At 61.8% G+C, this 12,860-nt stretch carries 12 protein-coding genes; 7 read left to right on the top strand and 5 right to left on the bottom strand.

All coding sequences use genetic code 11. The features are described 5' to 3' along the window. Window positions 1-69: 69 nt before the first annotated feature. Complete coding sequence (locus tag D906_RS04100; RefSeq protein WP_019099150.1) at window positions 70-1,191, top strand: beta-ketoacyl-ACP synthase III; 1,122 nt, start codon at window positions 70-72, stop codon at window positions 1,189-1,191. A gap of 137 nt (window positions 1,192-1,328) precedes the next feature. Here the strand turns inward: D906_RS04100 and D906_RS04095 are convergent, their stop codons facing one another. Further along, complete coding sequence (locus D906_RS04095; protein WP_016711900.1) at window positions 1,329-2,573, bottom strand: putative porin; 1,245 nt, start codon at window positions 2,571-2,573, stop codon at window positions 1,329-1,331. 262 nt (window positions 2,574-2,835) lie between these two features. On the opposite strand from D906_RS04095, the gene D906_RS04090 reads away from it, so the two are divergent. Continuing rightward, the gene (locus tag D906_RS04090; RefSeq protein WP_027615327.1) at window positions 2,836-3,963 is read left to right on the top strand and encodes a GNAT family N-acetyltransferase; all 1,128 of its coding nucleotides are present in this window, start codon (window positions 2,836-2,838) and stop codon (window positions 3,961-3,963) included. Between the two features lie 63 nt (window positions 3,964-4,026). Here the strand turns inward: D906_RS04090 and D906_RS04085 are convergent, their stop codons facing one another. The 4 genes from D906_RS04085 to D906_RS04070 all read right to left on the bottom strand — a co-directional run bounded on the left by D906_RS04085 (window position 4,027) and on the right by D906_RS04070 (window position 8,223). Beyond that, the gene (locus D906_RS04085) at window positions 4,027-5,859 is read right to left on the bottom strand and encodes an ABC transporter ATP-binding protein (protein ID WP_027615326.1); all 1,833 of its coding nucleotides are present in this window, start codon (window positions 5,857-5,859) and stop codon (window positions 4,027-4,029) included. 63 nt (window positions 5,860-5,922) lie between these two features. Continuing rightward, window positions 5,923-6,480: a peptidylprolyl isomerase A gene (locus tag D906_RS04080; protein WP_019099147.1), complete on the bottom strand. Its 558-nt coding sequence runs from the start codon at window positions 6,478-6,480 to the stop codon at window positions 5,923-5,925. Then, window positions 6,474-7,286: an alpha/beta fold hydrolase gene (locus D906_RS04075; protein ID WP_016711897.1), complete on the bottom strand. Its 813-nt coding sequence runs from the start codon at window positions 7,284-7,286 to the stop codon at window positions 6,474-6,476. The genes D906_RS04080 and D906_RS04075 overlap by 7 nt, the downstream gene beginning before the upstream one ends. 13 nt (window positions 7,287-7,299) lie before the next feature. After that, window positions 7,300-8,223, bottom strand: a complete 924-nt coding sequence (locus D906_RS04070; RefSeq protein WP_016711896.1) for a LysR family transcriptional regulator — start codon at window positions 8,221-8,223, stop codon at window positions 7,300-7,302. Between the two features lie 48 nt (window positions 8,224-8,271). Between D906_RS04070 and D906_RS04065 the strand changes: the two genes are divergently transcribed. From D906_RS04065 to D906_RS04045, 5 genes are all read left to right on the top strand, one after another. Then, complete coding sequence (locus tag D906_RS04065) at window positions 8,272-8,586, top strand: hypothetical protein (protein WP_025753884.1); 315 nt, start codon at window positions 8,272-8,274, stop codon at window positions 8,584-8,586. Between the two features lie 109 nt (window positions 8,587-8,695). After that, window positions 8,696-9,295 (top strand): FMN-dependent NADH-azoreductase, encoded by a 600-nt coding sequence (locus tag D906_RS04060; RefSeq protein WP_019099146.1) that lies wholly within the window; start codon window positions 8,696-8,698, stop codon window positions 9,293-9,295. Window positions 9,296-9,479: 184 nt separating this feature from the next. Beyond that, a complete protein-coding gene (locus D906_RS04055; RefSeq protein ID WP_019099145.1) occupies window positions 9,480-10,355 on the top strand; it encodes a carboxylate/amino acid/amine transporter in 876 nt (291 codons plus the stop codon). A gap of 1 nt (window position 10,356) precedes the next feature. Then, complete coding sequence (locus tag D906_RS04050) at window positions 10,357-11,295, top strand: AEC family transporter (RefSeq protein WP_016711893.1); 939 nt, start codon at window positions 10,357-10,359, stop codon at window positions 11,293-11,295. Between the two features lie 182 nt (window positions 11,296-11,477). After that, window positions 11,478-12,854, top strand: a complete 1,377-nt coding sequence (locus D906_RS04045) for a cytosine permease (protein WP_025753883.1) — start codon at window positions 11,478-11,480, stop codon at window positions 12,852-12,854. Window positions 12,855-12,860: the final 6 nt, after the last annotated feature.

Raw genomic sequence — 12,860 nt, 5'->3', positions numbered from 1 at the left:
AAGTGCCACTAAATTGTCATATTCCCAGCCAGCGCCCCGTGGCGATGGCCTTTGACCAGAGGAACGACCGTGCATAACGTCGTGATCAGCGGCACCGGCCTGTACACCCCGGCCCAGAGCATTTCCAACGAAGAACTGGTGGCTTCCTTCAACGCCTGGTCGCAGCAGTTCAACCAGGACAACGCCGCTGCCATCGAGCGCGGCGAAGTTGAAGCAGCGCCGCTGTCCGATGCGGCCTTTATCGAAAAGGCCTCGGGCATCAAGAGCCGCTTCGTGATGGACAAGGCCGGCATCCTCGACCCGCAGCGCATGAAACCACGCCTGCCCGAGCGTTCCAATGACGAGCCCTCGGTGCTCTGCGAAATGGCCGTGGCCGCTGCCCGCCAGGCCCTGGAGCGCGCCGGCCGCACGGCTGCCGATGTCGATGGCGTGATCGTCGCCTGCTCCAACCTGCAGCGCCCGTACCCGGCCATCGCCATCGAAGTGCAACAGGCGCTGGGCATCCAGGGCTTTGCCTTCGACATGAACGTGGCCTGCTCGTCGGCCACCTTCGGCATCCAGACCGCTGCCAACAGCGTGGCCCTGGGCCAGGCGCGCGCGGTGCTGATGGTCAACCCCGAGGTGTGCACCGGGCACCTGAACTTCCGTGACCGCGACAGCCATTTCATTTTCGGTGATGCCGCCACTGCGGTGTTGCTCGAGCGTGCCGACAAGGCCACCTCGGCGCACCAGTTCGACATCGTCAGCACCAAGCTGTGGACCGAGTTCTCCAACAACATCCGCAACAACTTCGGCTTCCTCAACCGGGCAGCGGAAGAGGGCGAAGGCGCCGCAGACAAGCTGTTCATCCAGGAAGGCCGCAAGGTGTTCCGTGAGGTGTGCCCGAAGGTGGCCGAGCTGATCGGTGAGCACCTGCAGGAAAATGGCCTGCAACCGAGCGATGTGAAGCGTTTCTGGCTGCACCAGGCCAACCTCAGCATGAACCACCTGATCGTCAAGAAGTTGCTGGGGCGTGAGGTGGCCGAGGAAGATGCACCGGTGATTCTGGACCGCTATGCCAATACCAGTTCGGCGGGGTCGGTGATTGCCTTCCACCTCTATCAGGATGACCTGGCCAAGGGTTCGTTGGGCGTATTGAGCTCGTTTGGTGCGGGGTATTCGATTGGTAGCGTGATTCTGCGCAAGCGCTGATCCTTAGTCAGCCTGTACCGGCCTCTTCGCGGGCTCGCCCGCGAAGAGGCCGGTGCATTTTTCCAGGCAAAAAAAAGCGGGAAACGCCGGATGGGGTCGGCATTTCCCGCTTCAGGTGAAGCAGAAGAGGGTGTCGCTTAGAACTTGGCTTCCAGGTCCACCTGCAGGGTGTCTACATCCGCATCGCTGTTCGGCAGGTTGGAGTAGTCGGTCTTGGCCATCATGTAGGCCGCGCCCAGGGCGAAGTTCTTGTCGATTTCGTAGCCCACTTTGAACTTGTGGCCACGGGAACCGGTAAAGCCGTTACCGAAGTCGGAGTCGGTGAACAGGCTCACTACACCGTTACGCTGCACGTCGCGGTAGTTGTAGTCCAGGCTCCAGGCACCGATCTTGCTCTTCAAACCAGCCAGCCAGGCCTTGTCCTTGCCATCGGTGCTTTCGGTGTTCTTGACGAACTGGCCGTAAGCCGACAGTGGAATGGCGAAACCGGTGAAATCGACCTGACCGAAGCCTTCAACCAGGTTGAACTCGTCGGTGGTGTTGCCCAGCGAGCGCAGAGCAGCCGAGGCCTTGTCGTTGTCGTAGCCGTATACGCTGCCGCCAACGGTAACCTTGACGGTGTCAGCCGCGTTGAACTTGGTACCCAGCTGGGCCGCGTACAGCTGCGCGTCGTGCTTGAACTGCACGCCGTCGCCGTCGACGTTGTCCTTCAGGTTGTAGTGGCCGATGCTGCCGAACACTTCGGCCGGGCCGAGGTTGGTCTTGTAGGTAGCTGCCACGCCTTCCGGGTTGATGTCGCTGTCCCAGATGATGTCGCCCATGCTCACCCATGGCTGCATCATCTTGCCGCCAATCAGGTGCAGGTTGGGCACGGCAGTCGGGTGCCAGTCGAGGTAGGCCAGGTCGACCCACAGCGATTTCTTCTCGAAGTAGTTGTCCAGGCTCTGGTTGGTCGAACGGGCATCGGCGCTGCTGCCGGTGGCCACACGCACGCCAGCGTCAACCTGCGGGTTGATCTCGCTGTAGAAGCCGACACGGGCACGTACACGCTCACGGTCCTGGTTGCCGCTGCGGGAGATCGGGTTGTCGACGTTGACGTCTTCGTAACGCAGGCGCACATCACCCTTGATCTGGGTCTTGGCGGCCCATGCCACTTTCTGTTCGAAGTTGCTCATCCGTTCAGACTGAGCTTTCTGGTCGGCCCTTTCCTTGGTTTCTTTTGCCAGGTCGCCCTGCAGTTCGTTGTACTGCGCCTGATTGATCGAGCCGTTGGCGCGGAGCATTTCGAGCAGCTTGGCGTCGACAGCAGCACTGGCCGGGGCGCTCAGAGCCAGCATCATGCCGGTGAGGCTCACTCCGGTAAGTGTAGAAACAAGACGCATAAGGTTCTCCCTACTGAAAAAAATGGGGGAGGCTCAAGCGCCTGCCCCTGCGTTGGCATGTCTTCGGAAAGGGCCTGACTAGACAGGTTCTGAGGTTCCGGAAAACAGGCGCAAGTATTGCGGGGGCCAATGACAGATTAATGTCTGATTAGTGGCACTGCGGTTAAGTAATTGAGAATAAAAGGATCAGCCCGGCGTTCGTCATTTGAGTGCCGGGCCTTACTTGGGGATACTGAAGGCCTTCTCACAGCGAGCCGAAACCGTGACCAGCCTGTACAGCCTTGCCAACTTGCATGATCTTCCGGCGGCCACCTGGGATGCCCTGGTGCCAGCGGGTCAGCCGTTCCTGCGCCATGCCTTTCTCAGTGCAATGGAAGACAGTGGCAGCGTCCAGCGAAAAACTGGCTGGGCTGCCGAGCACTTGGTCCTGGAGCGTGAGGGGCAGGTGCGGGCGCTGATGCCGGCGTACCGCAAGTGGCACTCCTATGGCGAGTATGTGTTCGACCATGGCTGGGCCGATGCCTGTGAGCGGGCCGGCATTGCCTACTATCCCAAGCTGTTGGGGGCCGTGCCGTTCAGCCCTGTGAGTGGCCCACGCCTTTTTGCGGCCGATCCGGCTGACGGTTTGATGATGTTGCAGGCCTTGCCTGAGTATTTGGCCAAGGGTGGGCTATCCGGAGCGCACATCAATTTCACCGACTCGGCGCTGGACGAACAACTGGCAGCCCAGCCGGGCTGGATGGAGCGCTTGGGTTGCCAGTTCCATTGGCAAAATCGGGGGTATCGAGATTTCCAGGACTTTCTCGACAGCCTGAGTTCGCGCAAGCGCAAGCAGATGCGCAAGGAGCGTGAGCAGGTGGCGGGGCAGGGTATTGATTTTCGCTGGTACCGAGGCGATGAACTGGATGAAGCCCAGTGGGATTTCGTCTTCCTCTGTTACGCCAACACCTATGCCGTACGCCGCCGGGCGCCTTATCTGACTCGCGCGTTTTTCAGCCTGCTGGCCGAACGCATGCCCGAGGCTGTGCGGGTGGTAATGGCGCGTCAGGGGGGGCGCGATGTGGCGATGGCGCTGAGCCTGGTGGGGGGCGACAGCCTGTTTGGCCGTTACTGGGGCTGCCTGGATGAATTCGACCGGCTGCATTTCGAAACGTGTTTCTATCAGGGGATGGACTTTGCCATTGCCGAGGGCTACCAGCGTTTCGATGCCGGGGCGCAGGGGGAGCACAAGCTGATACGCGGGTTCGAGCCGGTGTTGACGCGGTCGTGGCATTACCTGCTGCACCCCGGGTTGCGGCGGGCGGTGGAGGATTTTCTGGTGCAGGAGCGGGAAGGGGTGAGGGGGTATGCCGAGGAGGCGAGGGGGATGTTGCCTTATCGTCGGGACTGATCCATTTGGTTTGCCTGTGCTGGTCTCTTCGCGGGTTCACCCGCGAAGAGACCAGCACAGGTTTCAGTCCACCCCGACAAACCCCCCGGTCTGGTGATGCCACAACCGGGCATACAACCCCTGCTGTTCCAGCAGCTCGCTGTGGCTGCCACTCTCGACAATCCGCCCCTTGTCCAGCACCACCAGCCGGTCCATCCGCGCGATGGTGGACAACCGGTGGGCGATCGCGATCACCGTCTTGCCCTGCATCAGCGTTTCCAGGCTTTCCTGAATGGCTGCTTCCACCTCCGAGTCCAGCGCCGAAGTGGCTTCGTCCATGATCAGGATCGGCGCATTCTTCAGCAGTACCCGGGCAATGGCGATGCGCTGGCGCTGGCCGCCCGACAGCTTCACCCCGCGCTCACCCACATGGGCATCGAAGCCGGTGCGCCCCTGGGCGTCGGATAGCTGCGGGATAAACTCGTCGGCGCGGGCGCGGCGCACGGCGTCGAGCAACTCCGCCTCACTGGCGCCGGGGCGGCCATACAGCAGGTTGTCGCGGATCGAGCGGTGCAGCAGCGAAGTGTCCTGGGTGATCATGCCGATTTGTGCGCGCAGGCTGGCCTGGCTCACCTCGGCAATGTCCTGGTCATCGATAAGGATACGCCCGCCCTGCACGTCGTACAGCCGCAGCAGCAGGTTGACCAGGGTCGACTTGCCCGCGCCGGACGGGCCGATCAAACCGATTTTTTCGCCTGGGCGAATGTTCAGGTCGAGCCCTTCGATCACGTTGGCAGCCTTGCCGTAGTGGAAATCCACGTCATCGAACCGCACCGCGCCACGGCTCACCTTCAGCGCCGGCGCATTGGGCTGGTCAGTGACGGTGACCGGCTGGGCAATGGTCTGCAGGCCGTCCTGGACCATGCCGATGTTCTCGAAGATGCCGTTGACCACCCACATGATCCAGCCCGACATGTTGACGATGCGGATCACCAGGCCGGTGGCCAGGGCAATGGCGCCGACGGTAATCAGCGACTGGCTCCACAGCCACAGCGCAAGGCCCGTGGTGGTGACCACCAGCAGGCCGTTGAGGCTGGTGATGACGACGTCCATGCTGGTGACCACGCGTGCCGCCAGTTGGGTTTTTTCGGTCTGTTCGCTGATCGCTTCGCGCGCGTATTGCTGCTCGTAGTCGGTGTGGGCGAACAGCTTCAGGGTGGCGATGTTGGTGTAGCCATCGACGATCCGCCCCATCAGCTTGGAACGGGCGTCGGAGGAGATCACCGAACGCTCCTTCACCCTTGGCACGAAGTAGAAGAGCGCGGCGATGTAGCCGACGATCCACAGCAGCAGCGGCAGCATCAGGCGCCAGTCGGCCTCGGCGAACAGCACCAGCGAGGTAATGGCGTAGATCAGTACATGCCATAGCGCGTCCACCGCCTGCACGGCGGAGTCGCGCAGCGAGTTGCCGGTCTGCATGATGCGTTGGGCGATGCGCCCGGCAAAGTCGCTCTGGAAGAAGTTCAGGCTCTGCTTGAGCACGTAGGTGTGGTTTTGCCAGCGGATCAGGCTGGTCATACCGGGGTTGATGGTCTGGTGCACCAGCAGGTCGTGCAGGCCGAAGAACACCGGCCGCAGCACCAGGATCACCACCAGCATCCAGATCAGCTCGCCACTGTGCTCACTGAAGAAGTTGGCATTGGGCGTGCCCTGGGCCAGGTCGATGATGCGGCTGAGGTAGCTAAACATGGCCACCTCGATCAGCGAGGCGAACAGGCCGACCACCAGCAGGGCAAGAAAACTGGGCCATACCTGGCGCAGGTAATACAGGTAGAACGGCCACACGGTGGTCGGCGGCGATTCACTGGGTGCTTCGCGGAAAATATCGATCAGTTGTTCGAAACGGCGGTACAGCATGGGTAACGACACTCCTGTTCCATCCTGCCCTCAGGCGGTTTCACGTCCCTGTGAAGCCTGCGGTCAGTCGATGCGTTTGGCCGACTTGATGTAGACCGGGTCGGCCGGCACATCACGCATGCCTTTCTTGATGGTGGTCGGTGAGTTGACGATCTGGTCGACCACTTCCATGCCCTTGGTCACCTTGCCGAACACGGCATAGCCACGGTCACGCCCGGGGTTGAGGAAGTCGTTGTCGGCCACGTTGATGAAGAACTGGCTGGTGGCCGAGTTCGGGTCCGAGGTGCGCGCCATCGACAGGGTGCCGCGGGTGTTCAGCAGGCCGTTGCTGGCTTCGTTCTTGATTGGGGCGTTGGTGTTTTTTTGCACCATCTGGTCAGTGAAACCACCGCCCTGGACCATGAAACCCGGGATTACACGGTGGAAAATGGTGTTGTTGTAGAAGCCGCTGTCAACGTACTGCAGGAAATTCTTGGTACTGACCGGCGCCTTCTCGGCGTTCAGCTCGATTTCGACCTGGCCGAAGCTGGTGTCCAGCAGAACGTGCGGGGTCTTGTCAGAGGCCATGACGCTGGTGGCGAAGGCGACCGAGCAGGCGGTGAGCAGGAGTTTTTTCAGCATGGGCTCAAAGATCCTTGAGAGGTGGAAGCGGCTGCGAGGAACTGCAGCAGGGTCTGGTTGAAGACCTCGGGTTGATCGAGGGGCGTAGCGTGCCGGGAATCGTCGACGACGACCAGCCTGGCGTTGGGCATCAGCGCGACATAGCGCTCTTTCAGTTGTATCGGGGTGTAATCGTGGTCGGCGGCAATGATCAGGGTAGGACAGTGGACCTGCCCGATGCGTTCCTGCACGCCCCAGTCGACGATGGCGTCGAAGCTCTTGAGGTAGGCGCGCTTGTCGTTACGCGCCCAGCGTTGGGCCATCTTCTGTCGCAGTTCGGCTTGATGAGGTTTGGGGAACAGGCGTTCAGCCAGGCCCTTGCCGACGGTTTCGACACTGAGCAGCCGCGCCAGGCCCCAGCGCTTTAGCCACCATATCCAGTCACTGCGGGTGCGGCGCTTGACCTCGGGGGCGCTGTTGACAATGCACAGGCTGCGCAGCCATTGCGGGTGGTCGACGGCAAACTGGAAGCCGACCATGCCGCCCATGGACAGGCCGACGAAGTGCACCGGGCCGGTGTGCAGGTGTTCGAGCAGGGCGAGCAGGTCGGCACTGAAGGTCGCGATCTGGTAGCCGTCGCGGGGTTTGTCGGAACGGCCGTGGCCGCGAATGTCCATGAGGATCACCCGGTAGTGGCGGCTGAGCGCCGGCACCTGCAGCTCCCAGTCCTGGCAACTGGAGCCCAGACCGTGCAGCAGTACCAGTGGTTCGCCCTGGCCATATTCCTCGTAATGCAGTGTGCATCCTTCGTGTTCGAAATAGGCCATGGGCGCGGTCCTCTCAAGCTTGTGGGGGGGCTGCGAAGGGCACGTCCAGTGGCGCGGTGTCGAAGTTGCGCAGCAGGTCGATGAGAATCTGCGTGGCCGGGCCCAGGGTCTTCTCTTTGCTCGAATAAAGGTAGAACAGTGGATGGCGGCTGCCACCCTGATCCAGCGGCAACGGCTTGAGCACGCCTTCGCGCAGCTCACGCTCGATCATGTGCCGGGGCAGCCAGGCAAAGCCCAGGCCGCTGCTGACGAAGGTAGCGGCGGTGCCCAGGCTGCCGACGGTCCAGCGCTGCTCGGCACCCAGCCAGCCGACATCGCGCGGCTGAGCGCGGCCGGAGTCGCGGATTACCACCTGCAACTGGCTTTCCAGGTCCTGGAAGGTCAGCTCGCGGCCCAGGCGGTGCAGGCTGTGCTCAGGGTGGGCGACGGCGACGAACTCCACCGCACTCAGTTCGGCGCCCAGGTAGCCACCGATGCTGTAGCTGCTGATGGCCAGGTCGGCGATGCCTTCATGCATGACTTCTTCCACGCCAGACAGCACTTCTTCACGCAGGCGCACCCGGCAGCCACGGCTTTGCGGCATGAACGCGGCCAGGGCACGTACCAGGCGGGCGCTGGGGTAGGCGGCATCGACCACCAGGCGTACTTCGGCTTCCCAGCCTTGTTCCATGTGGTGGGCGAGGTCCTCGAGCTGGCTGGCCTGCTTCACCAGGTGGCGCGAGCGGCGTAGTAGCACGTTGCCAGCGTCGGTAAGCACCGCCTTGCGGCCGTCGATACGCAGCAGTGGCACGCCCAGTTGCTCTTGCATGCGGGCCACGGTGTAGCTGACCGAGGACTGTGAGCGATGCAGTGCCTCGGCGGCCTGGGCAAACCCGCCGTGATCGACCACTGCTTGCAGGGTTCGCCACTGGTCAAGGGTTACGCGCGGCGCTTTCATCTTTCGCTCCTGTTGTCCTAAGCTGCCCTCTTTCAAGGAGAGCGGCCCATGAAGAAATGTTGTGCGGCAATACTGATGTGCCTGCCCCTCGGGGCCATGGCCTATCCCATCGATGTGGAGAAGGAACTGACCGGGGTAAAGCTTGACTACACCGCCTATGACACGGCCTACGACATTGGCGCCATTACCCTCAACAACTATGGGCAGGTACCGGCGGCCTGCAAGGTGACCTTCCGCAATGGCCCTGAAGCACCCCGGGTTCGCCGGGTGAATGTACCGGCCGGTAAAAGCGTCGATGTCACCGCCAAGTTCAACCGGCAGATCATCAAACTGCGTATCGCCTTGAGCTGTAGCGCGGAATAAACTGATTAATCGATTGATTGAACCCACTTTTTACGCTTTTTTATCGATAGGTCAAGCCTTAATCTCACCTCCATCGAATCGCAACCCTTTTTGCCGATGGAGGCACCCCATGTCCCGCGTACTGATCATCGAAAGCAGCGCCCGCCAGCAGGATTCCGTTTCCCGTCAGCTGACCCGTGATTTCATCCAGCAATGGCAGGCCGCTCACCCGGCCGATCAGATCACGGTGCGCGACCTGGCGGTGAACCCGGTGCCGCACCTGGATGCCAATCTGCTGGGTGGCTGGATGAAGCCCGAAGAGCAGCGCAGTGCCGCCGAACTGGAGGCCCTGGCCCGTTCCAACGAATTGACCGATGAAGTGCTGGCGGCTGATGTGCTGGTAATGGCCGCGCCGATGTACAACTTCACCATCCCCAGCACCCTTAAGGCCTGGCTGGATCACGTACTGCGCGCCGGCATCACCTTCAAGTACACCCCGACCGGCCCGCAGGGCCTGCTGACCGGCAAGCGCGCCATCGTACTGACTGCCCGTGGCGGCATTCACGCCGGTGCCAGCAGCGACCACCAGGAACCGTACCTGCGTCAGGTGATGGCCTTCATCGGTATTCACGATGTCGATTTCATCCATGCCGAAGGCCTGAACATGAGCGGCGAGTTCCATGAGAAGGGCGTCAACCAGGCCAAGGCCAAACTGGCGGCCGTGGCCTGAGGTTCAACGAATTCCCAACCCTGACACCTGTTTGTTGCTCCTTTGGGTGTACCTGCCCGGCCAATGGCCGGGCTTTTTTATGCCTGGGCTTCCGTGGGGGCCGGTTCAGCCCTTACATTCCTCATGGTTGAACTCATTTGCCGCAACCCGCTAAGGTCGCGGCCTTGATTCACGAGAGACAACCATGGGCTACCTGATAATCGTCGCGCTGATCCAGGCGTTTTCCTTCAGCCTGATCGGCGAGTACCTGGCCGGGCACGTCGACAGCTATTTTGCTGTGCTCGCACGGGTGGTGCTGGCAGGCCTGGTGTTCCTGCCATTGACCCGCTGGCGCCAGGTCGAGCCGCGCTTCATGCGCTCGATGCTGTTGATCGGCGCGCTGCAGTACGGCATCACCTACGTCTGCCTGTACCTAAGCTTCCGCGTGCTGACCGTGCCGGAAGTGCTGCTGTTCACCATCCTCACGCCACTGCATGTGACGCTGATCGAAGACGCCATGAACCGGCGTTTCAACCCGTGGGCGCTGCTGGCCGCGCTGGTTGCCGTGGGCGGTGCGGCGGTGATCCGCTTCGACAGCATCAGCGGCGAGTTCTTCATCGGCTTCCTGCTGCTGCAACTGGCCAACTTCACCTATGCCGCTGGCCAGGTGCTGTACCGCCACCTGGTCGCGCGCCACCCCAGCGACCTGCCACATTACGCGCGCTTCGGCTACTTCTACCTGGGCGCCTTGCTGGTGGTGTTGCCGGCCTTCCTGCTGTTCGGCAACGCCCAGCACCTGCCGAGCACCGATGTGCAATGGCTGGTGCTCCTGTTCCTGGGCCTGTGCCCGACGGCGCTGGGCCTGTACTGGTGGAACAAGGGCGCGTGCCTGGTGTCTGGCGGTACGTTGGCGGTGATGAACAACCTGCATGTACCGGTAGGGCTGCTGCTGAACCTGTTGATCTGGAACCAGCACGAGCCGCTGGGGCGGCTGTTCATCGGCGGCGGAATCATCCTGGCGTCGGTGTGGTTGAGCCGTCTGGGGGGGCGCGCGCAGTCTCCGCTGGTCGGCAAAGCCTGACATGCACACCATTTTCGTCATTGTTGCGCCGATCTTCGCTTTGATCCTGGTTGGCTACTTGTGCCGCAAGACCAACAAACTCGGCGACAAGGCCGCCGCCGAAATCAACAAGATGGTGGTCTGGCTGTGCCTGCCGGCGTTGCTGTTCAAGGTCACCGCCACCGCCACCTGGAGTGAGATCTGGCATCCTGGGTTCATCGTGGCCTTTGGTGCGGGTGCCTTGGCCATGTTCGTGGTCACGCTGGCGTGGCGGCTGTACAGCGGCCATGGCCTGGTGGCATCGAGCATCGACGGGCTCAGTGCGGGCTATGCCAATACCGGCTATATCGGCATCCCCTTGTGTCTGTTGCTGTTCGGTCAGGCAGGCTTGCAGCCGGCCCTGATCTCGTCGTTGATCGTCGTGTGCCTGGTGTTCGCCATTTCGCTGACACTGATCGAGATCGGTTTGCAGGAAGAGCGGCATATTGGCCGCGCCATCGTGGTGGTGGGCAAGGCGCTGGCGAAGAACCCGCTGGTGATTTCGCCGCTGGCGGGTGCTGGCTGGGCCATGACCGGGTTGGGGCTGGCCGAGCCGGTGATGCACTTTCTCGACATGCTGGCGTTGGCTACCACGCCGTGCGCCTTGATATCGCTAGGCGCGTTCCTGGCGGAAAAGCGTACCGGCGCACAGGCCAGTCCGTGGCCGTTGGTGGGGTTGAAGCTGGTAGGGCAGCCGGCGCTGACCTGGGTGCTGGCGTACAAGGTGTTCAGCCTGCCGAGCATGTGGGCGGCTTCGGCGGTGCTGTTGGCGGCACTGCCGACAGGGACCGGGCCGTTCATGCTGGCGGAGTATTACAACCGCGAGGCGGGGCTGATATCGCGGACGATCCTGTTATCGACCGTGGCTTCGCTGGTGACCTTGACCGGGCTGTTGTATCTGCTGGGGTATGCGGGTAGCTGAAGGCCTCTTTGCGTATAAACTCGCGCCTACAAACAATGCGTTTTCCTGTCGGTGCGGGGCCGCTCATCGGCCCTGACGTTATCGAGCATGCCATGGCGCAACCAGCTATGACGCGTTCGTTACTGAGCCCAAATCACGCCGGTGCCTACCCGATAATCATGAAAATGAATCGGGAGACCGGCGTGAAGCTAGAAACGCGAAGTATCGAATTTGTCCCACACGCTGAGCGTTATGGCACGCCTAAACGACTGTTCACCATCTGGTTCAGCTCCAACTTCCAGATAACCGCACTGATGGTCGGCACCCTGGGAGCCGCGTCGGGGCTAAGTTTTGGCTGGACATTGTTGGGCCTGCTGGTCGGCAACCTGATCGGCACCGTGTTCATGGCGGCGCACTCTGCCCAGGGCCCTCACCTTGGCGTGCCACAGATGATCCAGAGCCGGGCCCAATTCGGTGTTCACGGCGCGGCGATCCCGTTGCTGGTGATGGTCACGGCTGCCGTCTTGTTCCTCGCCGCAAGCGGCGTGCTGATGCGTGAAGCGCTGCAGGCGCTGATGCCCATGAGCGATGGCCAAGCCATTGTGGTGGTGGGCGTACTGACCTTTATCATTGGCTTTATCGGCTACGAACTCATCCACCGCCTGGGGGCTTGGATGAGCCTGCTGTCCACCCTGGTTTTTGCTGGCGCCCTGGTGCTGATCCTGCTGCACCCTGGCGGCCTCGAAAGCACAACGGCGGTGAGCACAGGCTTTTCGTTCGCCGCCTTCAACCTGATCGTTGCCCAGTCTGCCTCCTGGACGCTGGGCTATGGCCCCTATGTGGCCGACTACTCGCGGTACCTCCCGGCCAACGTCAACCCTCGCGCCACGTTCTGGGCTACCTATTGCGGTTGTGCGCTGGGCTCCTTCGCCATGATGGCATTGGGTGCGCTGGTGGCCGTGGAACTACCCGCCGCACTGGGGCATGACCCTGCAACGGCCATTGCCGCGTTGTTTGGCCCGTTGGCGCCGTTGGCGCTGGCAGTGATCGCACTGGGGGTGATCCAGTACAACGTCCTGTGCCTGTACAGCGCGTACATGTCGTCAGTCACGATCTTTGGTGCGTTCAAGACGATCGCTCACGTGACCTCAACTGCCAAAGCCATGGTAATGGCCTGCCTGACCGCAGCGGCAACGGTGATCGCCATCGCCACCCAGTACAACTTCGACACATTCTTTGCCGACATCCTGATCGGCCAGTTGTACCTGCTTATCCCTTGGAGCGCGATCAACCTGGTGGACTACTACTGGGTGTGCCGGGGTCACTATGATGTGGGAGCGCTGTATGACGCCAAGGGGCGCTACGGACGTTTCAATCGTCGAAGCCTGGCGGTGTACGCCGTGTCGATCATCGGCACCATCCCGTTCATGAAACTGTCGTTCTACACGGGTTTCGTGGCCGAATGGCTGGGTGTGGACATCAGTTGGGCCATGGGCTTGATCCTGGCCGGCGCGCTGTACTGCATGGTCCACGGGCGTGAAAGCAAGCCGCTTTCGACAACCCTGGAATGTGCGCCCTAGGGCTGC

This window comes from Pseudomonas sp. LAIL14HWK12:I1 (genome assembly GCF_003202095.1).
In the GTDB taxonomy this organism is placed as follows: domain Bacteria; phylum Pseudomonadota; class Gammaproteobacteria; order Pseudomonadales; family Pseudomonadaceae; genus Aquipseudomonas; species Aquipseudomonas monteilii.
Note: the sequence above shows the minus strand (reverse complement) of the source record. Positions and strands in the feature narration are given on the sequence as shown.

Bases quoted from the DNA above. Each gene is read 5' to 3' on its own strand.
- D906_RS04065 (WP_025753884.1), top strand. From the start codon at position 8,272: ATGAAGAAATGTTGTGCGGCAATACTGATGTGCCTGCCCCTCGGGGCC.
- D906_RS04085 (WP_027615326.1), bottom strand. From the start codon at position 5,859: ATGCTGTACCGCCGTTTCGAACAACTGATCGATATTTTCCGCGAAGCA.
- D906_RS04095 (WP_016711900.1), bottom strand. From the start codon at position 2,573: ATGCGTCTTGTTTCTACACTTACCGGAGTGAGCCTCACCGGCATGATG.
- D906_RS04070 (WP_016711896.1), bottom strand. From the start codon at position 8,223: ATGAAAGCGCCGCGCGTAACCCTTGACCAGTGGCGAACCCTGCAAGCA.
- D906_RS04050 (WP_016711893.1), top strand. From the start codon at position 10,357: ATGCACACCATTTTCGTCATTGTTGCGCCGATCTTCGCTTTGATCCTG.
- D906_RS04080 (WP_019099147.1), bottom strand. From the start codon at position 6,480: ATGCTGAAAAAACTCCTGCTCACCGCCTGCTCGGTCGCCTTCGCCACC.
- D906_RS04055 (WP_019099145.1), top strand. From the start codon at position 9,480: ATGGGCTACCTGATAATCGTCGCGCTGATCCAGGCGTTTTCCTTCAGC.
- D906_RS04075 (WP_016711897.1), bottom strand. From the start codon at position 7,286: ATGGCCTATTTCGAACACGAAGGATGCACACTGCATTACGAGGAATAT.
- D906_RS04060 (WP_019099146.1), top strand. From the start codon at position 8,696: ATGTCCCGCGTACTGATCATCGAAAGCAGCGCCCGCCAGCAGGATTCC.